Below are 23,656 nucleotides of genomic sequence, written 5' to 3'. Positions count from 1 at the left end.
ATTGGAAAGATGTAATAGCCATATACCCAACCCTGCAATTATTTACACTTATTTGTATTCATCCATCGTATGGCCTCTTATTTATGATAGTATTTTCTTATTGATGAAAGGATGTTGCATAATGAAAGTCGATGATTATAAACTTCTTGTCACTCTGGATGAAACACGGACACTAAGGCGGGCGGCTGAAAAACTCTTCATCTCGCAGCCTGCTGTCAGCCAGCGTCTCAAGTCCATTGAAGATGAGTGGGGGGTAAAAATATTCATCCGAACAAAAAAAGAACTGTATGTAACCGGTGAAGGGGAAAAAATTATCGAGCATGCCAGGAGTGTGGTGGAACGCGAGACGCTGGTCAAGGAGTATATCCGGATCAATCAGAATTCCATACAGGGAAATCTGTCAATCGGTGTATCTTCTCTGATCGGTCATACGATTCTTCCGGAAATACTGGCACAGTATCTGAAACTCTATCCAAATGTAAATATCAAGATCAAAGTTGGATCTTCCCAGCAGATCATCGGGGAACAGAACGACTTTCATATATCGATTGTGCGTGGGAACCAGATGCTGAACAAGCAGAATGAACTTTTGTTTGTAGACCGGCACTACCTCGTGGCGCCAAAAGAGAATGATGATAGATCCAGACTGCCGATCATAGAGTTCCAGGCGGATCCCATGTACATCAGTGAAATCGAGCAGTTCTTCGAACACCGCTTCAGCCGCAAGTATGACGCGCAGATAAAAGTCGATCAGATCGCCACCTGCCGGGCACTGCTGCTCGAGGGCATCGGAATGACGGTGCTGCCTGAAATAGTCGTGGAAGGCTTTGACGAGGACCGGTTCAATATTGACGAAGTGATGGTGGCTGGGCGTCCGATTACAAGGGATACGTATATCGCATTCGATAGAAGTGTACTTGAACTGCCACAGGTGGAGGCGTTCCTGACTCTTGTCAGAACATTCGTCAATGCAAACTGAACATAACAACACTACATACAGAAAGAATGATTAACATGATGCGCGAACTTTTCAAGATACAGAACTACCGGCTATTTCTGATCAATATGGCACTGCTTGGAATGGCCGTCTCCCTGACGGCCCCTTTTCTGGTCATTTTCATGACGGAGACGCACGGCATGTCGACTTCGGCCTACGGCGTATTCATGGCCACAGCAGCAGTGGGCAGCTTCCTGATGAATACGGTGATCGGCAGGAAGAGCGATAGCCTGGCCTTTGACCGCAAGTACCTGATCATCGGTGCGTTGGTAATGATGATCATTGCTTTTGGCAGCTATCTTATCATCGGCAATGTATGGCTTTTGGCACTATCCTATATCGTCTTTGCAGCACTCGGTGCACCAGCGATGCCGCAACTCTACGCTTCAGCCAGGGAATCGATCAATGCCTATAGGTCCAATATGGCAGTAATGGCGAACACAGTGCTCAGATCCATGTTCTCTTTCGGTTTTCTTTTCGGTCCGCTGATCGGTTCCGTGCTGATTGGGATCTATGGCTTCAACGGGCTTTTCACCGGGACGGTCATAATGTTCATGCTTGTTCTGGGACTGTCGATTCTGATAAAGCCCGCTCGGCGGGTTGCTCCACAGAGTGCTGCCAACATAAGGTCCTATGAAGAAAAGAAGGCTCCCAATATTCTTAAGACACCGGCACTGCTGTTGCCATTTATGGCATTTACCATGCTGCATGTGGGACAATGGATGTATCTTCTGAATATGCCTCTGTATGTGACGAATTTTCTGGGAGAGCAGGAGCGGGGTGTTGGTATACTATCAAGCCTCTGTGCAGGGCTTGAAGTCCCTTTCATGATTTTCATGGGCTATATCGCAGGCAAGGTCAGTTCGAAGTCTCTGCTGATCATCGGTGCGTTTCTTGGCAGCCTGTTCTTCCTTTCAATCGGCATATTCAATGACTTTACAGCGATGGTTATCGGCCAGTTGCCTCTGGCCATTTTCCTGGCAGTACTGCTCGGTCTTGGCATCAGCTACTTTCAGGACCTGCTTCCCGATTTTCCGGGATATGCTTCGACACTATTCGCCAATGCCATGATCATCGGGCAGCTGCTGGGCAACCTGCTTGGTGGAATCGCCAGTGATGTTGTAGGCTTGGAGTATTCATTCTTCATCGCAGGTGCATTCGTGTTTACAGCGTTCATCTTATTTTTCTTCACTCAGAGTGAAATCAGGAAAGGAGAAGTCTAATGGAAATCATCTGGTGGCTCATTGTCATCGCTTCATTCATCATCGGATTTGCAGGTCTGTTTTTCCCGGTCGTGCCTTCGGTACTGATGTTCTGGATCGGCTTTCTTGTTTATCAGTTCTTGATCAATGGCGAAACCCTGTCTTGGATGTTCTGGATTATCGTATTCGTTCTGACAGTGCTGGTCCTCTTCAGCGACTTCATCGCAAACAGCTACTTTGTCAAAAGGTATGGAGGATCGAAGCGGGGTGAATACGCCGCAATCATCGGTGTGCTCATCGGCATGTTCATCTATCCGCCAATAGGAATCATCGTTGTTCCCTTTGTACTTGTTCTGATTGTCGAGCTTCTTAATTCAAAGGACGTCAATCAGGCACTGAGAGCATCTGTCGGATCACTTCTTGCATTCCTTTCGAGTGCAGTATTCGACGCAGTCGTCTTTACGGTAATGGTAGTATGGTTCCTGCTCGATGCACTTGTCTTCTAGCATTAAAAATGCCCCTCATCGAGGGGCATTTTTTCGTTCTATGCGTTTTCCAGCTGTTTTTCCTGGCTTTTATTATCGGTACCCTCGTCATCAAGGTTCCTACGTACGTCTGTCATATTGTACTTCGGCTTGTGCTTGCCCTGCTGTATATCAAGCGCATAGTGGCAGGCGACACTATGCTTATCCTTGTATATTTCATCCTTTTCTTCCAGTACAGGTACTTCGTCCCGGCATTTATCCGTCGCAAATGGACATCTTGTATGGAAACGGCAGCCCGTCGGCGGATCGATCGGGGAGGGGACGTCCCCGCGCAAGAAGATCCTCTCGGATTTCTTTTTCGGGTTGGGTACTGGGATTGCGGACAGCAGCGCTTTCGTATAAGGGTGCTGAGGATTTTCGAATATGCTTTTCGTTTCTCCCATTTCTACAATCTTCCCCAGGTACATGACAATGATCCGGTCCGATATGTGACGGACGACACCAAGGTCGTGCGCGATGAAGAGATAGGTAAGTCCCATTTCGCGCTGCAGACGTTTCAGCAGGTTCAGAACCTGTGCCTGGATGGAGACGTCGAGTGCACTGACTGCTTCATCACAGATGATGAGCTTCGGATTGACCGAGAGGGCACGTGCAATACCGACACGCTGTCTCTGGCCACCAGAGAACTCATGAGGAAAGCGATCGATCTGGTGCTTCTGCAGACCGACTGTTTCCATCAGTTCGATAATGCGTGCATTGCGTTCCTTTTTAGGGACGACATTCTGGATCTCCATTGCTTCGTTCAGCGTCTGGCGTACGGTTTTGCGTGGATTGAGAGAGGCGTAGGGGTCCTGGAATATGATCTGCATCTCGCTTCTCATCTTCCGCATCTCCCTGGCGTTCATGCCGAGGACATCCCTGCCTTCAAATTCGACTTTACCTTCTGTCGGTTCATCAAGGCGCAGTATCGCGCGTCCGGTAGTGGACTTTCCGCAGCCGGACTCACCGACGACAGATACAGTCTCTCCCTTGCCGATGGTGAAAGAGATATCATCAACGGCTTTGACGTGGTTGACGGTACGTCCAAGAAACCCACCCTTTATCGGGAAATACTGCTTCAGGTTTTCAATTTTAAGTAGTGTGTTCTCTGTCATAGACTGCTACTCCCTTCTCGCCATCCCATTCTTCGGTATAGATCCAGCATCTGACATCATTTCCGTCTTCCTGGGTTTCAAGTTCAGGAAGCTTGCTGCATATATCCGATGCATGCGGACATCTTGGTGCAAAACGGCAACCTGTCGGCATTTCATCCGGAGCAGGGACACTGCCTTTAATCGGTATCAGCTCATCCTGGTCGACATCATGGCGCGGAAGCGAGTTCAGCAGACCGACCGTGTAGGGATGTCTGGGATTTTCAAATAAAGTTTCAACATCCGCGTACTCGACCACTTTTCCGCAGTACATGACAGCGACGTAGTCGCAAGTTTCCGCTACAACCCCGAGATCATGCGTAATCATGATGACACTCATGCCGATATCATTCTGAAGTTCCTTGATGAGTTCCAGAATCTGCGCCTGGATGGTGACATCAAGAGCGGTCGTCGGTTCATCGGCAATCAGAAGTTCCGGTCTGCACGCGAGAGCCATGGCAATCATGACACGCTGGCGCATGCCGCCCGAGAGCTCGTATGGATACTGGTCGACACGCTTGGCAGGAGACGGGATGCCGACAAGCTCAAGCATCTCGATTGCCCGCTTCGTCCCTTCCTTTTTACCGAGCCCCTGGTGGATCTTATACGACTCCCTCAGCTGCTGTCCGATGGTGTAGACCGGATTCAGGGAGGTCATCGGTTCCTGGAAGATCATGGAGATTTCATTTCCCCGAATATCCCGCATACGGGCATTCTTTGCTTCTGTAAGTTCTTCCCCTTTGAAATTGATGCTGCCTCCGACAATCTCACCAGGTCTTTCTATAAGCTGCAGGATGGATAGGGCGGTGATGCTCTTGCCGGATCCGGATTCTCCGACAATGCCGAGAGTTTTTCCTTCCGGTACCTGGAAAGTTACGCCATCGACTGCTCTCACTTCACTTCCTTCCACAAAGAAGGAAGTTCTCAAATCTTTTATATCAAGAATATTTTCTGACACATGTGTCACTCCCAACTTAGTTCAGGTCCACGCGTTTGTTGAGGAACCTGTAGGATATATCAACAATGAGATTCACTATGACGAAGGATACCGAGACGACAAGTACGGCACCCTGTACGATAGGGAAATCCCTCTGCAGGATGGCGTCGATGATGAGCCGTCCGAGTCCATTGATTGCGAAAACACTTTCGGTAAGGACCGAGCCGGCCAGGAAGTAGCCGAACTGCAATCCTATGACGGTCACTACAGGAATCATGGCATTCTTCAGCGCATGTCTGAAGATGACCACGCGTTCTTTTACTCCTTTTGCCCTGGCCGTTCTGATGTAGTCCTGTGATATGACATCAAGCATGCTGCTTCTCGACATACGTGCGATGATCGCCGCCCCGGCTGTTCCAAGTGCGATGACGGGCAGGACAAGCTGGTCAGGGTCTCCCCATCCGGTCGGTGACAGCCACCCAAGATTGATTGAAAACCACTGGATGAGCATGAGTCCGAGCCAGAAGTTCGGCATGGACAGACCGAACAGCGCCACGACCATGATTGCAACATCAGAAAAAGTATACTGGCGGACAGCTGAAACGATACCAGCCAGCAGGCCGAGCACAATGGCAAAGATCATGGAGTATATTGTCAGTTCCAAGGTGATCAGAAACCTTGGCTGTATGTGTTCAAATACAGGGATATTATCTCTTATGGATGTACCGAAGTCCAACTGCAGCGCGTTGCCCAGAAAATTGAAGTACTGGACGTGGAGCGGATCATTGAGCCCGAGACGCTGTTCGATCGCCTCGACAGTGGCCTGTGGTGCACTTTCTCCGGCCATGATCACTGCCGGATTACCCGGAGTCAGATGCATCAGACTGAATACGAGTATGGTCACCCCAAGCAGTACAGGGATCAGCTGCAGTAGTCTGCGAATGATAAATGTAGTCATGTGATGCCTCCTATTTTCTCATTTTCGGATCAAGTGCATCTCTCAATCCGTCTCCGAATAGATTGAATGCAAGCACGACGATGACGATCATCATGCCAGGGAACAGTGTAATATGTCCTGCCTGGTACATATAGTTCCTGCCATCATTGAGCATGGCACCCCATTCAGGCGTCGGCGGCTGTACACCGAGACCAAGGAATGAAAGACCAGCTGCAGTCAGAATCGCCGTTGCGATGAAAAGCGTCGTATTGACGATGATCGGTGACATGATATTCGGCAGTATATGCTGGAATATGATTTTTCCGTCACGCGCTCCGAGTGCCCGGATGGCATCGACATATTCCAGTTTCTTTGTCGTCAGAGTGGAGCCCCTGACGATGCGTGCGAACTGGGGAATGGCTCCGATTGCGATGGCAATCGTCACGTTGATCGTACTGCCGCCAAGAACACTGACGATGGCCAGCGCCAGCAGGATGCCAGGGAACGCCAGCAGGATGTCCATGAGTCTCATGACGACGGTATCAAACCATCCACCGTAGTATCCCGCAAGAATACCGAGTGGCACACCGACAAGTCCTGCCAGAAATGTTGCTGCAAATCCTACCCCTAATGTTATGTACATGCCATGCAGTATTCTTATGAAGATATCCCGACCCAGATGATCTGTTCCGAACCAGTGGGCACCGGATGGGCCTTCCAGCTTGGAAGTAAGATTTGTGGCATTCGAACTGATGCCTGTCAGTCCGTAGTTGGCATCGATTGCACCAAATATCGATACCACGAAAAAGAATGCGAGGACATAGAAGCCGACAAGGGCGGATTTATTCTTTTTGAGACGCCTGAATGTATCTTTAAGACTTTTTACCCGCGGATTAACCGGCCTGGTATCACGAATTCTTTCTTTGGATGCAACTACCATGGTTTGACCTCCTAAAAATCATGATTGAATTTTATGAAAATTCATGAATTGCTAATCATTATGATACATTCCTATCGACAATATATCAATATTTATAAAAGAAACCGGGACCCTTCCTTTCGCTTGTTGGAGAAATACCTTTATAAAAGTGTAATAAGAGCATTGCGGCGTGCTTCTCATATCCATATATGTATAAGAATAAATTTCACAAGGAGTTGAACAATTCGAAATAATACTATAACATGAAAATATACTTAATGCATACTTATTTGGTAGGAAAATGATATGAAGGAGTGTATGGATGAAGAAAACAGCAGTGACGATCATGATGCTTTGTATTCTGATACTCGCAGGATGTACCGATGATAGCAATGTTGAGCCCGATGCCGGAAACGAAAGCCAGAGTGGAGGGGACTTCATACTTTCCACAAGCAGTGATCTTGTATCGCTCGACCCCCATGGCAGCAATGATCTCCCTTCGGATAAAGTACGGAACACAATCTATGAAGGTCTGGTTACACAGAATGAAGACTTGGAGATTGAACCGCTACTGGCTACGGAATGGCAACAGGAAGACGACGTGACATGGACATTTACACTGCGTGAAGACGTGACATTCCATGACGGCAGCCCTTTCAACGCGGAAGTGGTCAAAGCCAACCTGGATAGGGTGCTGGATCCGGGAGTCGCTTCACCCAGAATGAATCTTTTTGAAATGATAGAATCGGTCGAAGTGGTGGATGAATATGAAGTTGAAATTGTCACATCCTATCCATTTGCGCCGCTACTCCATCATTTGACACATGATGGAGGCGGTATGATAAGCAAGGAAGTCATCGATGAGGACTACAGTAATGCCCTGGAGGAAGCCGGGGTGGATATGACAGTTTCGGAACTCTACAGTCTAAGGCAATCCGATGCAGAAGGATATGAGGAAGTCAGCAGTGATATTTCCGAATATCTCCATTCGGTAGTGGAGCAGAATCCTGCCGGTACAGGCTACCTGCAGCTTGAGGAGCGGAATCCGGGCGAATCGACAGTCCTGTCCAGGTTTGATGACTACTGGGGCACGCCGGCAAACCTTGACACTGTCACCTTCAAAGTTGTGACGGAGACAAGCTCACAGGTCGCAGAACTGGAAACAGGTGCCTCGCATATGATCAGTGGATTTGACGCAAGCAATATCGAAAGAATCGAAAACAACCCGGAAACCCATATGTATACGTTCCATTCGATCTCGATGGAATACGTGGGCTTCAATACCAGCAAGGCGCCTCTCGACGATAGGAGGGTCCGTCAGGCCATCACCCATGTGTTCGACAAGGAAGAAGTGCTTGAAGGAATATACAATGGTACAGGCAGAGCACTGGATGGACCATTGCAGCCTGAAGTGCTGGGCTATGATGAGAGTATTGAAGGGCTGGAATATGATGTGGACCGTGCCAAAGCCCTTATGGCGGAGGCAGGGTATGAAGATGGATTTGAAATATCCATCATTACAAATGATACGCCTGAAAGAGTCGATGTCGCTGTCTACCTTCAGGAGGCGCTGCAGCAGCTCAACATTGAAGCCTCGGTGGAACAGATCGAATGGGGCGCGTATCTTGAAAGAGCCAGTACAGGCGAGCATGATATTTTCATACTGGGCTGGCCGAATACAACAGGAGACCCGGACCAGGGGCTGTGGCCGCTGTACCATTCTTCCATGATCGGTAGCCAGGGGAACCGTTTCTTCTTTGAGAATGATGAACTGGATGCTCTTCTTGAAGCAGGCAGGCAGGAAACCGATACAGAAGAACGGAGGAGAATCTATCAGGAAGCGCAGCAGCTGCTGATAGAAGAAGCACCTTCGATATTCATGCGGCAGGCGGAAAGTACAAATGCTTACAGGGATGAAGTCGAAGGCCTTTCCATAGACCGCTATAACAAGCCGGACTTCAGGAATGTCACTCTGGAAAATTGATGGGCACAAAGTCATATGGATATGCAGATTCGGCATATCCATATGTTTTTTACCAAAACATTTCTGAATATTCCTTATTGAAAGAAAAGTCTTACTGTTATAAGATATATTTATCCCAAATATACATATAAACTGGATGATGGGAGAAGATGACTACAGGGGGAATAATGAATGAAGAATTACTTGAAGTTGCTGCTGCTCAGCATTATTGTGCTTGTGCTTGCGGCCTGTACCGATGATAGCAATGTTGAACCTGGTGGAGACACTGGTGGTGAGGAAGCATCCAGTGGAGGCGGGGATATGGTCCTGTCCTTCCCGAGTGATGCCGTGTCCATGGACCCGCATGGCAGTAATGACGTGCCATCCGAACAGGTGAGGGATACGATGTATGAAGGGCTTGTAACCCAGGATGAGAATCTTGAAGTCGTTCCATTGCTTGCAACTGAGTGGGAACAGACTGATGATACGACATGGCTGTTCACTCTGAGGGAGGATGTCACTTTCCATGATGGCAGTGAGTTCAATGCAGATGTCGTCAAGAAGAACCTTGATCGTCTGCTTGATACTGCTGCAGCTTCTGAACGTGCATTTGTTCTGGAAATGATTGAAGAAGTGAATGTTGTGGACGACTATCAGGTGGAAATCGTCACCGAGTTTCCATTTGCACCCATCATCAACCACCTGACACATGGTGCTGGCAAGATGATGAGTGGCGATCTGATCGATGAAGATTATCAGAATGCGATCGATGAAGCAGGACTTGATATGACTGCCGAAGAATACTACGAACTGCGCGCAGAAGGTGGCGCAGAATATGAGGAAGTGTCCGGATCGATCAGTGAATTTATCGGTACTGTCGTAGAGCAGAACCCGATTGGTTCAAACTACATGCAGTTCGAAAACAGAAATCCTGGAGAGAGCACTGAACTTGTAGCTTATGAAGACTACTGGGATGGTGCACCGACAATCGATTCTGCAACATTCAAAGTAGTTTCCGAAACAGGCTCCAGAATTGCAGAGCTTGAAACGGGCTCTTCCGACTTCATTGCACAAGTCGAGTCCAGCAATATCGAACGTATGGAAAACAATGAGGATGTAACTCTGGAGCGTACGGATTCCGTATCCATCGACTATATCGGCTTCAATACGGAAAAAGAGCCGCTGAACGACCCGCAGGTCCGTCTTGCAATCACTCATGCATTCGACAAGAATGCTGTACTGGCGGGTGTGTATAATGATTCCGGTACACCTGCAGTCGGTCCGCTTGCGCCAGGCATACTTGGACACAGTGATGATCTGCAAGGTCCCGAGTACAACATGGACAGGGCACGTGAACTGCTTGCCGAAGCAGGATATGAGGATGGATTTGATGTCAACCTGATGGTCAATGACGATAACCCGGAACGTGTGGATATGGCTGTATGGCTCCAGGAATCTTTGGCTGAACTTAACATCAACGTCAACATCGAACAGGTGGAGTGGGGTGCATACCTCGAAATGACCGGAAATGGAGAGCACGATATGTTCATTCTCGGCTGGTCCAACTCTACTGGTGACCCTGACAATGGTATTTCACCATTGTTCCATTCATCCATGGTCGGTGCAGAGGGTAACCGCTCATTCTATCAGAATGAAGAGCTCGATGCATTGCTGGATGAAGGGAAACGGGAATCCGATCCTGAAGCAAGAGAGGAAATCTATCAGCAGGCCCAGCAGATTCTTGTAGACGATGCACCTGCCATCTTCGTCAGACACTCGGAGAATCTCAATGCCTACAGTAATAACGTGGAAAACATCGGCATCAACCGCTACAATATTTATGACCTCAGAGACGTGACAATCAGTGAATAGCCACCTCTGAAAAAATGATATTCATGAACCGGGAAACATTTCAAATGTTTCCCGGTTCTTTATTCTTCCTGGGAACGGTATTGAATCCGCGTTCCTATCACGCTATTTGAATTCTCATGATCAGTTTAAAATGATATAATCGACAACAGAATGAAAAAAGGGTGATCGAATGAAACGTCTAACTGCCATCGCACTAGTAGTGCTTCTCGCAGGATGCGGAGAGGATGAAAGCCAGGCGGCGAAAGATCTTGAAACAGTCAATCAGGAGAATAAGTCTCTGGAGAATAGAATTCAGAATATCAAAGAGGAAAATAGCCAGCTCGAAGAGAATATCAGCGCCAAAGAGGCGGAACTTGAATCGCTGAGAGAAGAAGAGTCCGGTGCATCGGAGCAGGACGATGAGGAAGAAGCTGAAAATCAACAAGAGTAGTCTGGTAGGATTAAATGCTTTTCAAAAGGGAATACATGAAGTAAACATTTTGAGAGCGAGGAGATTTTCATGCATGAGGATAAGTTCAACATCATTGAAGGCAGGGAAATGACACTTGAATCACTGGGTTATGAAATAGAAGAAATCACCGGGATGGCAGTACAGGACTTTGAAGGCGATACTTCCCGCTTCGTAGCCAAAAAGCCGAACCTTGACCAGGAGTTTGAAACGTTCAATGTGAGATATGATTTCAAGGAATCCCATGATTTTGTGGATGTAGTGTTCACTACCGAAAAGAAAGATCATCTCGAAGACTATGATTTCGATGATAAAGAAGTGAAAGTGCAGCTCATTACCTATAAGAGAATGGATGCACCGATGGATAATGAAAGTGATAAAGTGGAAGAACAGTAGAATGTCTGCACTTCTATCTCTTTCAATTCTTTTTAGGCAAAGAGCATCAATAATTGAAAGAGTGGTTGGAAATGAGCATGAAATACATCAAAACCAAGCGTTTAATTTTGCGTGATTGGCAACAGAGCGACATCACTCATTTTATCAGAATGAACCAGGATCCTGACGTACGGCGCTACTTTCCGGATCTTCTGTCGGCAGAAGCATCCAGGCAATATGTCATCGATGCCCAAAAGGATATTGAGGACAGAGGGTTTGGACTGTTTGCTGTAGAGAGAAGAGATACAGGTGAGTTCATCGGTTTCACAGGCATACAAGTACTGGAGGAGGATGGTCCCTTCAGATTGGACTTCCTGCCCTGCATCGAAATCGGCTGGCGACTGATGAAGAAGCATTGGAACCAGGGATTTGCCACAGAGGCGGCGATAGGTGTACTCAAGTTCGCAGAACGCCATACGGATATTAAAGAAATATATGGCCTCGCGGCCGAAAAGAACTTTCCCTCCATCCATGTGATGGAGAAAATAGGCATGTCCCGGGTGGAAGCATTTGATCATCCTCGCATCATAGATGGTCACTCACTGAAGAAACATGTCGTATATAAGCTTGAAATATCAAAACGGCGTCCCTAGGGGCGCCGTTTTGATTTATCATATGTCCTTGCTTCAACAGGTTCGAATGTCTCGAAACTTTTAAGGATTTCAGTAGCATCGTCACTGATGAAAAGCAGACCCATATATTTTTCTTCGAGGAAGCCTTCAGCAATCAGCTTCTCGAAAAGGTGGGTCAGCGTATCGAAGAAATGATTGACGTCAAGCAGTCCAATCGGTTTCTTCTGCAGTCCAATCTGTCCTCAAGTAAAGATTTCAAAGAATTCCTCCAAGGTGCCGGCACCCCCGGGCAGCGTAAGGATGGCATCACCGAGTTCTTCCATCTTCGCTTTTCTTTCGTGCATGGTTTCGACGATTTCCATGTGCTGAACATCCGGATGTGCCATTTCCCGTTCAACCAGGAACTTCGGGATGACGCCGGTTACAGTGCCTCCTTTTGAAAGTGCACCATCAGCCACAGCGCCCATCAGTCCGATGGCACCACCACCAAATACAACACCGATGCCCTTTTCTGCCAGCATTGCACCAAGTGCATAGGCTTGTTCTTCATAGATGGGGTCATCTCCCGTCCGAGCACCACAGAAGATGGTAATGTTTCTGATCTTCATTATCATGACACCTCTCTTTGTTAAAGATGGGTATGATCCACTTATCAGTTATACTGCTTCTTTTTATGCTTTTCGATTTTCTTCTCCAGCTTCTTCTGTCTTCTGGACTTCGTCACTGCGCCGGGTTCTCCTGTCTTGCGTCCTCTGGCAGACACTCTCGTCTCCTGTAGGCCCCGATGCCTGTTGAAAAGCGAATCCTCCTGAGCTGTTTCCTTCTTTACAGATACTGCGTGCTTCGGATCGAGCTTGTTCTTATGCTTCGTGAACAGATCTCCATTTTCATATCCGTCCGATTCGTGACCTTTTACTTTCTTGTCAATCCAGTAGTTGATGTTCTGATCCATGTGGTCAAATCTCTCCTGTTCGTTATTGTCTTCGGTACCATCCGTCATTTCGGCATCGATATCGAGTCTTTTTTCGTCGTCATCCGTCAGGCTTGAACGGTTGTTTTCCTGATCCTCACTGTATTCGGTGGCAATACCATAGTTGTCGGGATTGGTTTTCATTTCGGCCTTTGTCTCCGGTGTTTCGTTCTCAGGCCCCCTGTATGCATCATCGATGGTCATGGCTTTCGACTTGTCGTCATTATCATCCATCTGATCGGATTCCGCCTGCAGAATTTTAGGTACCGGAATTGAAGATTGTTCTTTAAGGCGCTCTTTTCTATGCTTTTCCTTTTCCTTTTCAAACTTTTTGAGCAGGGCTTCTTCCTGCTGAAGGTTTTTCTGGTACTGCTTCTGTTCCTTCTTGTAAGTATGGTGGACACGTCTGTCGGCGACAGCATCACCGACTTTCGTAATTGCCGTCCTTCCTGTCCTATATGTGGTCGTACTTGCACTTTTGACCGACTGGGCGGCGCTCACGCTCTTGTCTTTGGCAGAATGGTATATAGTGCTCGATGTCGCACTGACCTTCTGTACGTCAGGATGCTTCTTGATGCGGTTTCTTTCGTTAAAAAGGGGAACGAGTACTACAGGCAGCAGCGTTACGGCCTTTTTCACTTTATCATTCATTACTTAACCTCCAGCGTGTTCGTATAGGATGATTATAATATACCCTCGCCGCTGTTTCATTAAACTGTAAACAAAATCGTTTAGAAACCCAGTGATAAAGGTATGATTGAAGTAATAATGAGGAGGAATGCAGGGTGAAAACAATTACTGGACAGATGACGCTTGGTAATATCGTAACAGAAATTCCGAAATCAGGGGATATTTTCAGGAAACAGAGGGTTGATTTTGCCAACGATGGAAATAGGACACTGGATGAAGTCGCTGAAAATCATCATCTGCCACTGGAGAATCTGCTGTATGAAATCAACAGGTTGGGCACTGAAAACCAGGACGGCATCGATATCAAATATATGGATGAACAAAGCATAATCAGCTATATCCAGAGAAAATACCACGAAGACCTGAAGGATGAACTGCCGATTCTGGAGTCCTACGCAGAGAAGATGGTCAAAGAGAACGGTGATCTCGAAGTAATTGAGGATGTATTCCTCAACCTGAAGACTGCGTTGCTCGATCATACCCGTGATGAAGACGAAAATGTATTCCCGATGCTGTCTTCATTCCTCGAAGACCCTTCCGAAAATAAAAAAGAGGCGCTCAAACCGCATGTGACCGAACTTGAAGACGAGCACCGCAATGCAGCAGAGACTTTCTGGCGTCTCCGTGACTTCACAAATGACTATACGCCGTCAGAAGAGGATTCCGGTACGATCCGTCTCGTCTATCGAAGACTTGAAAAGCTCGAGAAGGATACTTTGGATCATGTCCATCTTGAAAACAATATACTGTTCAAAAGAATGAGGGAAAAGCACTACGATTGATCCGATCAGCAGAACAGGCCTGCCTCCATGTGGAGGCAGGCCTGTTCTGCTTTATGAAATTGATGTGCAGTCTAGTCCACTTCCTGGTTTTTCGGAAGGATTACGGTAATTGTTGTCCCTTCGCCTTCACGGCTTTCTATTTCTATTTCCCCATGATGGGATTCTATCAGGTGCTTCACTATGGCCAGTCCAAGACCCGTCCCACCGGAATGGCGTGCACGTGCCTTGTCCACGCGGTAGAACCGTTCAAAAATTCTGGGCAGACTCTCTTCAGGGATGCCGATGCCGTTATCCTTGACGATGAGACGGACGGTATTGATATTCTCCTTCAGTGAAATATCGACTCTGCCCCCTTCGGCAGTATAGTTGATGGCATTGCCGACCAGGTTGAGGATGATCTGCCTGATACGGTCCTGATCCCCTTGAAGATATATCTCCTTTGACGCTTCAGGCAGGGTGAGCCGTGTCTTCCTCTTTTCGACGGAGTTGTGCAGTGTTTTGGCAACCTCATGGACAAGAGCGGTCATGTCCATGATTTCAAGGTCGAGCGGCATCTCCTGCTTTTCGATCTTGGAGAGGTGCAGCAGATCACTGATCAGCCTGTCGAGTCTTTGGCTTTCATCATATATGATCTGCAGGAACTGCCTTGTCGTCGCTTCGTCCGTCACTTCACCACTGAGCAGTGTTTCGGAGAATCCGCTGACGGAGGTGACAGGGGTCTTCAGTTCATGCGATACATTGGCCACGAAGTCGCTGCGCATCTTTTCAAGCCTTCTGATATTTGTAATATCATGCAGCACGACAATGGCACCTTTCTGCTGCCAACCCTGTCCGTAGTATGGTGCCAGATGGGCGTCCATGATGCGTTCCTGCGGGAAGTACGAATGAACTTCCTCGTGCACCTTCTGGCTGTTTTCCAGAACAGCCTGGATATGAGGCGTGAGAGCAAAGCGTTCTCCCACCTTTTCATAGGATTGTCCGATGATATTATCCTTATGCTGGGAAAGGAAGCGCTCCATCGCCGAATTCAGCAGGACGACCCTGCCTTCTTCGTTGACCAGCATGACACCACTGACCATGTTGGAGATGATGCTGGTCAGCTGGTGCTCATTCTCCTCGATCTCCTTCATCTGCTTCTGCAGACTTGCAGCCAGTGCATTGATGGACAGGGCAAGATCACCGAACTCCCCTTTGGCAGAGACGTTTACACGGCTGCTGTAGTCCTTCTCCCTCAAACGGTATGTGGTGTCCATGATATTGTCGATCGGACGCGTGATGCTCCTTGAAAGCATTGCACTTGCAATGCCGGACACGAGGAACATCAGACCGAGCAGGATGGATAGGCTGGCCCATAGTCTGGACAGGGCTTCATCCACGACCTGTAGAGAGAGTGATGTCCGGATGGCACCGACTGTTTCTCCCTGTTCAACAAGCGGCAGCGCTACATACATCATATTGAACTGCTGTGTTGTACTGAAACGTACGGACTCGCCCAATGCGGTACCGTTACGGATGACATCCTGGATTTCCGGCCTATTGATGTGATTGTTCATCGTTGCAGGATCATTTTCCGAATCGGCAAGGACCACACCTTCTTCATCCACGACGGTAAAGCGCATTTCAATCGGTTGGTTGAAATGCCGGATCATACCCTGCAGAGCTTCCGGGTCATTATGTGTGTCTGCAGTCTCAATCAGCTGTGAAACCATCTGGGCATTTTCCACCAGATGGTCTCGAGTCATATCTGTATAGGCATCTTTCATGATAGCGGTCAGGAAAAACCATAGGATGACGACAAGTATGAGGATCAGGATGAAGAAGGAGAGTGCAATCCTCGCCCATAGGCGTTTCATTCAGCAGGCACCTCGAGCTTGTAGCCGAATCCCCTTATGGTCCTGATATAGGTTGGCCGTTTCGTATCCGCTTCGATCTTCTCGCGAAGATGGCTGATATGTACATCGACAATCCGTGTATCTCCATCGTAATGGAAATCCCATACACCGTTCAGAAGCTGATCGCGGCTGAGTACTTTATTCTTGTGATTGGCCAGGTAGAGCAGCAGTTCATACTCCTTCGGCGTCAGCACAAGCTGCTTGCCACGGGCATAGACATCATACGTGTCTGTACGTATTTCAAGATCACCAAGACGCAGGATGGTGGAATCATCCGCCTCCTCATCCGGTTTCACCGTCTGTGTTCTTCTCAGTATCGCCTTGACGCGTGCAACGACTTCGCGTGGACTGAAAGGTTTTGTCATATAATCATCCGCGCCGAGTTCCAGGCCGAGAATCTTATCGAACTCTTCGTCTTTGGCCGTCAGCATCAGGATGGGTGTATCCATCTTCTCCTGTCTCAGCATTTTGCACACATCCATGCCGTCCATACCGGGCAGCATCAGATCCAGGACAATCAGGTCGGGCTTTTCGGTCAGGGCAAGATCCAGGCCCTGTCGTCCATCCTCCGCTGTCATCACTTCATAACCTGCACTTTCAAGGTTGAATTTCATAAGTGTAACAATAGATGGTTCATCATCAACAACGAGGATTTTATACAAAATAATAACTCCCTTTCATTTATCTTTCAGTCAATTATGTTTATGTCAGCCGTTACATTTTACCATACACACATGGAAAATTTAAAAACTTTACATACTTGTCACATTCTTTTCGAGCCATGTGAAAAAAAGTAGGAATTTCCCTAATATCTTTCCATCCCCTCCAGGCAGATAATGAAGATATCTTAAAGATACAGTAGTTATTCTGATGGGAGTGGCACAGATGGAGAGATTGTTCGGCCTGAAGTTTTTCAAACCGACGGAAAAGTTCAATGGCAACTGGTCAATAATGGAAGAGAAAAGCAGGGGATGGGAGAAGATGTACCGTCAGCGCTGGAGTCACGACAAGGTCGTCAGAACCACCCATGGTGTAAACTGCACCGGCTCATGCTCATGGAAGGTATTTGTCAAAAACGGCATCATCACATGGGAGAATCAGCAGACGGACTATCCGTCATGCGGTCCTGATATGCCTGAGTATGAACCGAGGGGATGTCCGCGCGGGGCTTCATTTTCATGGTATGAGTACAGTCCGATGCGCATCAAGTTTCCATATATGAGAGGAAAACTATGGCGCCTATGGCGGCAGGCACTGGAAGAGACAGGGGACCCGATCCAGGCATGGGCGAGCATCATTGAGGATGAAGAGAAGGCGAAAACATACAAGCAGGCCCGTGGCATGGGCGGCCATGTCCGTGTGACTTGGAAGGACGCCACCCAGCTGATTGCAGCCCAGCTCATCTATACAATTAAAAAATATGGTCCTGACCGCATCGCAGGGTTCACGCCGATTCCGGCGATGAGCATGATCAGCTATGCCGCCGGTTCGAGGTTCATCTCACTGCTTGGTGGCGAGATGCTCAGCTTCTACGACTGGTATGCCGATCTGCCGAATGCCTCCCCGCAGATCTGGGGCGAGCAGACGGATGTCCCGGAATCGGCGGACTGGTACAACTCGAACTATCTGATGATGTGGGGTTCCAATGTTCCATTGACCCGGACACCTGATGCCCACTTCATGACGGAAGTGAGGTACAAGGGGACGAAGATCGTCTCCGTCGCACCGGACTATGCAGAAAACGTCAAGTTTGCGGACAACTGGCTGGCACCGAATCCAGGTACGGATGCCGCACTGGCACAGGGCATGACCCACGTCATCCTGGATGAATTCTATCATCAGAGGCAGGAACCGATGTTCATCGACTACGCAAAACGTTTCACAGACATGCCTTTCCTCATCATGCTGGATACATTCGAGGATACTTTGAAAGCCGGCAGGTTCTTGAGGGAAAGCGACCTTGGGGTGGCATCGGAGCATGCCGAATGGAAGCCGGTCATCCTGGATGCGAATACGGATGAGATGCTGGCACCGAACGGCACCATGGGCCAGCGCTGGGAAGAAGGCAAGAAGTGGAACTTGAAGCTTGAACGCGAGGATGGTGCCGCGATCGATCCGGCTCTGACTATCGAGGACGGAAAATCCGAAGTTGTAGAGATTGCCTTCCCGTACTTCGACAATGCCGGCAACAGCGTGTTCAGACGTCCGATTGCTGCACGCAGAGTCACATTGGCTGACGGTACTGAAAGGTATGTCGCAACCATTCATGATCTCATGCTCAGCCAGTATGGCGTCAACCGCTTCGGTACTGAAAATGAAGCAAAAGGCTACGATGATGCTTCGTGCATCTACACACCTGCCTGGCAGGAGACGATTACAGGCGTCAAACAGTCGCTGGTCGTACAGATTGCACGGGAATTTGCACAGAATGCCGTCGAAACCGACGGACGGTCCATGATCATCATGGGTGCCGGCATCAACCACTGGTTCAACTCCGATACCATCTATCGTGCCATCCTCAACCTCGTCATGCTGTGCGGTTGCCAGGGCAAGAACGGTGGCGGCTGGGCGCACTATGTCGGTCAGGAGAAGGTCCGTCCATACGAAGGCTGGGGCCAGGTGGCATTTGCCAAGGACTGGCAGGCGCCCCCACGCCAGCAGAACGCAACGAGCTGGTTCTATTTTGCAACCGAGCAGTGGAAATATGAGGAATCGGGTGCAGATGCGCTGCAGTCGCCGACAGCTGAAAAAATCAATTATAAGCATCCGGCCGACTACAATGTGCTTGCCGCCCGCCTCGGATGGCTGCCGAGCTATCCGCAGTTCGATAAGAGCAGTCTCGACTTTGCCCGGGAAGCTGCAGAGAAGGGGGATGACTCCGATGAAGCGATCATCAATCTGGCAGTCGATCAGTTGAAAAATAAAGAAACGAAGTTTGCAATCGAAGATCCGGGTGCCAAGGAGAATCATCCGAAAACGCTGTTTATCTGGCGCTCCAATCTGATCTCCTCTTCCGCCAAAGGGCAGGAGTACTTCATGAAGCACCTGCTTGGCGCAAAAAACGGTCTTTTGGCAACGCCGAATGACGAATTTGTGCCCGAGGAGATTACATGGCGCGAGGATGTCGAAGGCAAGCTTGATCTGATGGTTGCACTCGATTTCAGGATGACGGCAACGCCGATCTACGCCGACATCATCCTACCGGCAGCGACATGGTACGAGAAGCATGATATTTCCAGTACCGATATGCACCCATTCATCCATCCGTTCAATCCGGCGGTCAACCCGCTCTGGGAATCGAAATCCGACTGGAACATATTCAAGGATCTGGCGAAGCGGTTCAGCGACATGGCGAAGACGCATCTGTCCGGCAAGCACAAGGACCTTGTGACGTCGCCCCTGGCGCATGATACAAAGCAGGAGATTTCACAGCCGCTCGGTCACGTGAAGGACTGGTCGAAAGGCGAGGTCGAGGCTGTTCCGGGACGTACGATGCCGGGAATGAAAGTGGTCGAACGGGACTATACGGAAGTCTATGACAAGTTCATCACTGCAGGTCCGCTGTTCAAAAATAATATCGGCGCCCACGGGGTTGCGTTCAATGTATCGAAGCAGTATGAGGAACTGAAATCGATGCTCGGTGTCTATACCGACGGCACGATAAAGGATGGCCTGCCGGTCATGGATACGGCGAGAAATGTGGCGGATGTAATTCTGCATGTCGCCTCATGTTCAAACGGTGAAGTATCGAGGAAATCCTACGAGAATCTGGAGAATCAGACGGGCATGCCGGTGCAGGACATCCCAGCAGATCGGGCGCACGAGAAGATCACATTCAAGAACATTACGGCACAGCCTCGGGAAGTGCTTCCGACTGCCGTGTTCCAGGGCTACAACAAGCCGGGTAAGAGATATAGTCCATTTACGATAAACATCGAGAAGCAGGTACCGTTCAGGACCATTACAGGCCGCCAGTCCTTCTATATCGATCACGACATGTTCCTGCAGTATGGCGAGGCACTGCCGGTGTACAAGCCGACGTTGCCGCCGATGGTGTTCGGTTCGCGGGACAGGCAGATAAAAGGTGGCGTGGACAGTCTGGTGCTGAGATATCTGACACCGCATGGCAAATGGAATATCCATTCCACATACCAGGATAATCTGCATATGCTGACGCTCTTCAGGGGCGGACCGACGGTATGGCTGTCGAAACTTGATGCAGAAGCACATGATATCAATGATAATGACTGGCTTGAAGTCTATAACCGCAACGGTGTCGTCAATGCACGGGCGGTCGTATCCCACAGGATGCCGAAAGGGACGATGTTCATGTATCACGCACAGGACAAGCACATCGAAATGCCGGGGTCGGAGATCACCGATACGCGCGGCGGCAGCCACAATGCACCGACAAGGATACATCTTAAACCGACACAGATGGTGGGCGGCTATGGACAGCTGAGCTATGGCTTCAACTACTATGGCCCGATCGGCAACCAGCGGGATGTATATGTTGCAGTAAGAAAAATGAAGGAGGTCGATTGGCTTGAAGATTAAAGCACAGATCGCAATGGTAATGAATCTCGACAAGTGCATCGGTTGCCATACATGCAGTGTGACATGCAAAAGTACATGGACGAACAGACCGGGTGCCGAGTATATGTGGTTCAACAATGTGGAGACGAAGCCGGGCATCGGGTATCCGAAAAGATGGGAAGACCAGGAGCACTACAAGGGTGGCTGGAAGCTTAAAAACGGTCGTCTGGAATTGAAGAGCGGTACGAAGCTTTCCAAGATTGCGCTCGGCAAGATCTTCTATAACCCGGATATGCCTGAAATGAAGGAATACTATGAACCATGGACATACAGCTATCATGATCTGATTACGAAACCGGAGAGTGAGCACAGTCCTGTGGCAAAGGCGCATTCCGTCGTCTCCGGTAAGAAGATGGACCTTGAATGGGGACCGAACTGGGAGGATGATCTTGCAGGCGGCCATATTACAGGACCGAAGGATCCGAATATCGAAAAGATCGAGGAAGAGATCAAATTCAACTTCGAGCAGACATTCATGATGTATCTGCCAAGACTATGTGAACACTGTCTGAATCCGAGCTGTGTCGCAAGCTGTCCATCAGGTGCGATGTACAAGCGCGACGAGGATGGCATCGTGCTGGTCGACCAGGAGGCGTGCCGCGGCTGGCGCTACTGCATGACCGGCTGTCCTTATAAGAAGGTGTACTTCAACTGGAAGACGAACAAGGCTGAAAAATGCACATTCTGCTTCCCGCGTGTGGAAGCGGGTCTGCCGACAGTATGCTCCGAAACCTGCACAGGCAGAATGCGCTACCTCGGTGTACTGCTCTATGACGCAGACCGCGTACTCGAAGCCGCTTCTACCGAAAATGAAAAGGATCTGTATGAAGCACAGCTTGATCTGTTCCTGGATCCAAGCGACCCGGAAGTAATCGAACAGGCGGAGCGCGACGGCATCTCAGCCGACTGGATCGAAGCGGCACAAAGTTCACCGGTATATGACCTTGCCGTGAAGTACAAGCTTGCCTTCCCGCTGCACCCGGAATATCGTACGATGCCGATGGTATGGTACTGCCCGCCACTCAGTCCGATCATGAACTACTTTGAAGGCCGTGATTCCATCAAGAATCCGGATGCCATCTTCCCGGCAATAGAGGAAATGCGCATCCCGCTTCAGTACCTTGCGAATATGCTGACTGCCGGGGACGTCACACCTGTCAAAGGGGCACTGCAGAAAATGGCGATGATGCGCCAATACATGCGTGCCATCTCAAGCGGCAAGGATTTCGATGAAACAAAGCTCGACCGCGTCGGCATGTCGGCCAATGAAACGAAAAGAATGTACCGCCTACTCGCGATTGCCAAGTATGAAGACCGCTTCGTCATTCCGACGTCCCACAGAGAGCAGTATACGGATCCATACCGGGCGCAGGGCAGCAGCGGTTTCGGCTTCGGTGGTTCCGACTGCGATGGATGTGGGCCGTCATTGTCACAGGCTTCAATGGCGAAGTCCGGCAAGGCGGTCTATGAAGAGAATTTCTATGGAGGAATCTGGCGTGATTAACCTTGATAAACTATACGACTACAAGCAGTCATTCGGCTTTTTTGCCAATCAGCTCACCTATCCGGAGAAGCTTGATTTCCACCCGAGGGAGTTCGAAGGGGTGTTCCATGAAGACCATCCTGCAAAGCCGTTCATCAATCAGTACTGGGAGGACATGCATGAAATCAGTCTGGATGAGATCCAGCAGGTGTATACGCAGACATTCGACTTCGACAAGCATACCAACCTTTACATGACCTACTTCAAGTTCGAGGATCAGAAGGAGCGGGGGCAGATGCTTGCCAAGCTCAAGGTGCTGTATGAAATGTTCGGACTCCAGATGCCTGACAATGAACTGAGCGACTATCTGCCGCTGATGCTCGAATTCCTCTATGCTGCCGACTGGCGTGGGGATGACCGGGCAAAGGAGAGCATGACGCTGCTCATCATGGTACTGGAAGATGGCACCTATCATATCATCCAGGCACTTGAGAAGAATAAAAGTCCGTATTTCAACCTGATCAAGGGGCTCAGGGAGACATTCAAGGCATGTGTGGAAGTGTCTGAGAAAGAAGGCGTGGAAAATGATTGATCAGTTCCTATGGGTCATCTTCCCATATCTATGCGTCGCAGTTTTTATCGTCGGCCACATTTGGCGCTACCGTATCGACCAGTTCGGCTGGACAGCCAAGTCCAGTGAGTTCATCGAAAAGAAGCAGCTGATGATCGGCAGCATTCTTTTCCACTTTTCGGTCATTCCTGTATTCTTCGGTCATATTGTCGGCCTGCTCATACCGGCACGCTGGCTGGAAGCCATCGGCGTAACGGAACATCTCTATCATATCGGAGCGGTATACATCGGTGGATTTTTCGGTATCGTCATGCTCGCCGGCATGATCATGCTGACTTTCAGGCGCATCACCAAGCAGGCGGTCCGCCGGTTGAGTTCGGCTTCCGACATCATTGTCAATTTCCTGCTGCTCTTCATTACGTTCATGGGTGTCTATGCGACACTCGTCACGAATGCAGTGGTGACGGATTTCGACTATCGGACGTCCATTTCCGTATGGCTGAGAAGTCTATTCGTCTTCTCGCCGGACGCAAATCTGATGACAGATGTGCCATTGAGCTTTAAAATACATGTATTAGCCGGATTTCTGATCTTTGCCTTATGGCCTGCAACACGTCTTGTGCACGCATGGAGCCTGCCGTTCAACTATGTAGGTAGAAGCTATATCGTCTACCGTAAACATAAGTAGCAGAGGGGATCTCCTGGAAATGGAGGC

At 49.0% G+C, this 23,656-nt stretch carries 20 protein-coding genes and 1 pseudogene; 13 read left to right on the top strand and 8 right to left on the bottom strand.

Annotation, left to right across the window (positions count from 1 at the left end):
* Positions 1-121 precede the first annotated feature (121 nt).
* Genes J4760_RS09460 through J4760_RS09450 form a run of 3 tightly spaced genes read left to right on the top strand, consistent with a single transcriptional unit; the run spans position 122 to position 2,705 of the window.
* Entirely contained in the window at positions 122-979 is an 858-nt protein-coding gene (locus J4760_RS09460; RefSeq protein WP_145290488.1) for a LysR family transcriptional regulator, read from the top strand.
* A gap of 35 nt (positions 980-1,014) precedes the next feature.
* A complete protein-coding gene (locus tag J4760_RS09455) occupies positions 1,015-2,220 on the top strand; it encodes an MFS transporter (RefSeq protein ID WP_145290491.1) in 1,206 nt (401 codons plus the stop codon).
* On the top strand, positions 2,220-2,705 hold the full coding sequence (locus J4760_RS09450) for a DUF456 domain-containing protein (RefSeq protein ID WP_145290494.1): 486 nt from the start codon (positions 2,220-2,222) through the stop codon (positions 2,703-2,705). Before J4760_RS09455 ends, J4760_RS09450 begins: the two co-directional genes overlap by 1 nt.
* Positions 2,706-2,743: 38 nt before the next feature.
* On the opposite strand, the gene J4760_RS09445 is transcribed toward J4760_RS09450, so the two are convergent.
* Genes J4760_RS09445 through J4760_RS09430 form a run of 4 tightly spaced genes read right to left on the bottom strand, consistent with a single transcriptional unit; the run spans position 2,744 to position 6,688 of the window.
* The gene (locus J4760_RS09445) at positions 2,744-3,838 is read right to left on the bottom strand and encodes an ABC transporter ATP-binding protein (RefSeq protein WP_145290497.1); all 1,095 of its coding nucleotides are present in this window, start codon (positions 3,836-3,838) and stop codon (positions 2,744-2,746) included.
* A complete protein-coding gene (locus tag J4760_RS09440; protein ID WP_145290499.1) occupies positions 3,816-4,832 on the bottom strand; it encodes an ABC transporter ATP-binding protein in 1,017 nt (338 codons plus the stop codon). Before J4760_RS09440 ends, J4760_RS09445 begins: the two co-directional genes overlap by 23 nt.
* 16 nt (positions 4,833-4,848) lie before the next feature.
* A complete protein-coding gene (locus J4760_RS09435) occupies positions 4,849-5,769 on the bottom strand; it encodes an ABC transporter permease (RefSeq protein WP_237605524.1) in 921 nt (306 codons plus the stop codon).
* 10 nt (positions 5,770-5,779) lie between these two features.
* Positions 5,780-6,688: an ABC transporter permease gene (locus J4760_RS09430; RefSeq protein ID WP_145290504.1), complete on the bottom strand. Its 909-nt coding sequence runs from the start codon at positions 6,686-6,688 to the stop codon at positions 5,780-5,782.
* Positions 6,689-6,989: 301 nt separating this feature from the next.
* Here J4760_RS09430 and J4760_RS09425 point away from each other — a divergent pair, with 301 nt between their 5' ends.
* From J4760_RS09425 to J4760_RS09405, 5 genes are all read left to right on the top strand, one after another.
* Positions 6,990-8,651, top strand: coding sequence for a glutathione ABC transporter substrate-binding protein (locus J4760_RS09425; protein WP_237605523.1), 1,662 nt, complete (start codon positions 6,990-6,992; stop codon positions 8,649-8,651).
* A gap of 171 nt (positions 8,652-8,822) precedes the next feature.
* On the top strand, positions 8,823-10,502 hold the full coding sequence (locus J4760_RS09420) for a glutathione ABC transporter substrate-binding protein (RefSeq protein ID WP_145290510.1): 1,680 nt from the start codon (positions 8,823-8,825) through the stop codon (positions 10,500-10,502).
* A gap of 169 nt (positions 10,503-10,671) precedes the next feature.
* Positions 10,672-10,932: a hypothetical protein gene (locus tag J4760_RS09415; RefSeq protein WP_237605522.1), complete on the top strand. Its 261-nt coding sequence runs from the start codon at positions 10,672-10,674 to the stop codon at positions 10,930-10,932.
* A gap of 69 nt (positions 10,933-11,001) precedes the next feature.
* On the top strand, positions 11,002-11,346 hold the full coding sequence (locus J4760_RS09410; RefSeq protein ID WP_237605521.1) for a hypothetical protein: 345 nt from the start codon (positions 11,002-11,004) through the stop codon (positions 11,344-11,346).
* Positions 11,347-11,417: 71 nt separating this feature from the next.
* Positions 11,418-11,978: a GNAT family N-acetyltransferase gene (locus J4760_RS09405; protein ID WP_237605520.1), complete on the top strand. Its 561-nt coding sequence runs from the start codon at positions 11,418-11,420 to the stop codon at positions 11,976-11,978.
* On the opposite strand, the pseudogene J4760_RS09400 reads toward J4760_RS09405, so the two are convergent.
* A pseudogene (locus J4760_RS09400) lies at positions 11,975-12,565 on the bottom strand (LOG family protein). The gene J4760_RS09405 and the pseudogene J4760_RS09400 sit on opposite strands and share 4 nt — an antisense overlap.
* Before the next feature lie 44 nt (positions 12,566-12,609).
* Positions 12,610-13,578, bottom strand: a complete 969-nt coding sequence (locus J4760_RS09395) for a hypothetical protein (protein WP_237605519.1) — start codon at positions 13,576-13,578, stop codon at positions 12,610-12,612.
* 134 nt (positions 13,579-13,712) lie between these two features.
* Between J4760_RS09395 and J4760_RS09390 the strand changes: the two genes are divergently transcribed.
* Positions 13,713-14,399, top strand: coding sequence for a DUF542 domain-containing protein (locus J4760_RS09390; protein WP_145290527.1), 687 nt, complete (start codon positions 13,713-13,715; stop codon positions 14,397-14,399).
* Between the two features lie 71 nt (positions 14,400-14,470).
* On the opposite strand, the gene pnpS is transcribed toward J4760_RS09390, so the two are convergent.
* Complete coding sequence (gene pnpS / locus J4760_RS09385) at positions 14,471-16,252, bottom strand: two-component system histidine kinase PnpS (RefSeq protein WP_237605518.1); 1,782 nt, start codon at positions 16,250-16,252, stop codon at positions 14,471-14,473.
* A complete protein-coding gene (locus J4760_RS09380; RefSeq protein ID WP_255695387.1) occupies positions 16,249-16,953 on the bottom strand; it encodes a response regulator transcription factor in 705 nt (234 codons plus the stop codon). Before J4760_RS09380 ends, pnpS begins: the two co-directional genes overlap by 4 nt.
* Before the next feature lie 223 nt (positions 16,954-17,176).
* Between J4760_RS09380 and J4760_RS09375 the strand changes: the two genes are divergently transcribed.
* The 4 genes from J4760_RS09375 to narI are packed head-to-tail and all read left to right on the top strand — an operon-like array spanning position 17,177 to position 23,629.
* On the top strand, positions 17,177-20,848 hold the full coding sequence (locus J4760_RS09375) for a nitrate reductase subunit alpha (RefSeq protein WP_237605517.1): 3,672 nt from the start codon (positions 17,177-17,179) through the stop codon (positions 20,846-20,848).
* Positions 20,838-22,391 carry a nitrate reductase subunit beta gene (narH, locus tag J4760_RS09370; RefSeq protein ID WP_237605516.1) on the top strand — a complete coding sequence of 518 codons (1,554 nt, stop codon included), beginning with the start codon at positions 20,838-20,840 and terminating at the stop codon, positions 22,389-22,391. The genes J4760_RS09375 and narH overlap by 11 nt, the downstream gene beginning before the upstream one ends.
* Positions 22,384-22,962 (top strand): nitrate reductase molybdenum cofactor assembly chaperone, encoded by a 579-nt coding sequence (narJ, locus tag J4760_RS09365; RefSeq protein WP_145290540.1) that lies wholly within the window; start codon positions 22,384-22,386, stop codon positions 22,960-22,962. Before narH ends, narJ begins: the two co-directional genes overlap by 8 nt.
* Entirely contained in the window at positions 22,955-23,629 is a 675-nt protein-coding gene (gene narI, locus J4760_RS09360; RefSeq protein ID WP_145290543.1) for a respiratory nitrate reductase subunit gamma, read from the top strand. Before narJ ends, narI begins: the two co-directional genes overlap by 8 nt.
* The last annotated feature ends 27 nt before the right edge of the window (positions 23,630-23,656 follow it).

The organism is Salinicoccus sp. ID82-1 (genome assembly GCF_021991715.1).
GTDB lineage: Bacteria > Bacillota > Bacilli > Staphylococcales > Salinicoccaceae > Salinicoccus > Salinicoccus cyprini.
Note: the sequence above shows the minus strand (reverse complement) of the source record. Positions and strands in the feature narration are given on the sequence as shown.

Bases quoted from the DNA above. Each gene is read 5' to 3' on its own strand.
- J4760_RS09460 (WP_145290488.1), top strand. From the start codon at position 122: ATGAAAGTCGATGATTATAAACTTCTTGTCACTCTGGATGAAACACGG.
- J4760_RS09455 (WP_145290491.1), top strand. From the start codon at position 1,015: ATGATGCGCGAACTTTTCAAGATACAGAACTACCGGCTATTTCTGATC.
- J4760_RS09450 (WP_145290494.1), top strand. From the start codon at position 2,220: ATGGAAATCATCTGGTGGCTCATTGTCATCGCTTCATTCATCATCGGA.
- J4760_RS09445 (WP_145290497.1), bottom strand. From the start codon at position 3,838: ATGACAGAGAACACACTACTTAAAATTGAAAACCTGAAGCAGTATTTC.
- J4760_RS09435 (WP_237605524.1), bottom strand. From the start codon at position 5,769: ATGACTACATTTATCATTCGCAGACTACTGCAGCTGATCCCTGTACTG.
- J4760_RS09430 (WP_145290504.1), bottom strand. From the start codon at position 6,688: ATGGTAGTTGCATCCAAAGAAAGAATTCGTGATACCAGGCCGGTTAAT.
- J4760_RS09425 (WP_237605523.1), top strand. From the start codon at position 6,990: ATGAAGAAAACAGCAGTGACGATCATGATGCTTTGTATTCTGATACTC.
- J4760_RS09420 (WP_145290510.1), top strand. From the start codon at position 8,823: ATGAAGAATTACTTGAAGTTGCTGCTGCTCAGCATTATTGTGCTTGTG.
- J4760_RS09415 (WP_237605522.1), top strand. From the start codon at position 10,672: ATGAAACGTCTAACTGCCATCGCACTAGTAGTGCTTCTCGCAGGATGC.
- J4760_RS09410 (WP_237605521.1), top strand. From the start codon at position 11,002: ATGCATGAGGATAAGTTCAACATCATTGAAGGCAGGGAAATGACACTT.
- J4760_RS09405 (WP_237605520.1), top strand. From the start codon at position 11,418: ATGAGCATGAAATACATCAAAACCAAGCGTTTAATTTTGCGTGATTGG.
- J4760_RS09395 (WP_237605519.1), bottom strand. From the start codon at position 13,578: ATGAATGATAAAGTGAAAAAGGCCGTAACGCTGCTGCCTGTAGTACTC.
- pnpS (WP_237605518.1), bottom strand. From the start codon at position 16,252: ATGAAACGCCTATGGGCGAGGATTGCACTCTCCTTCTTCATCCTGATC.
- J4760_RS09375 (WP_237605517.1), top strand. From the start codon at position 17,177: ATGGAGAGATTGTTCGGCCTGAAGTTTTTCAAACCGACGGAAAAGTTC.
- narI (WP_145290543.1), top strand. From the start codon at position 22,955: ATGATTGATCAGTTCCTATGGGTCATCTTCCCATATCTATGCGTCGCA.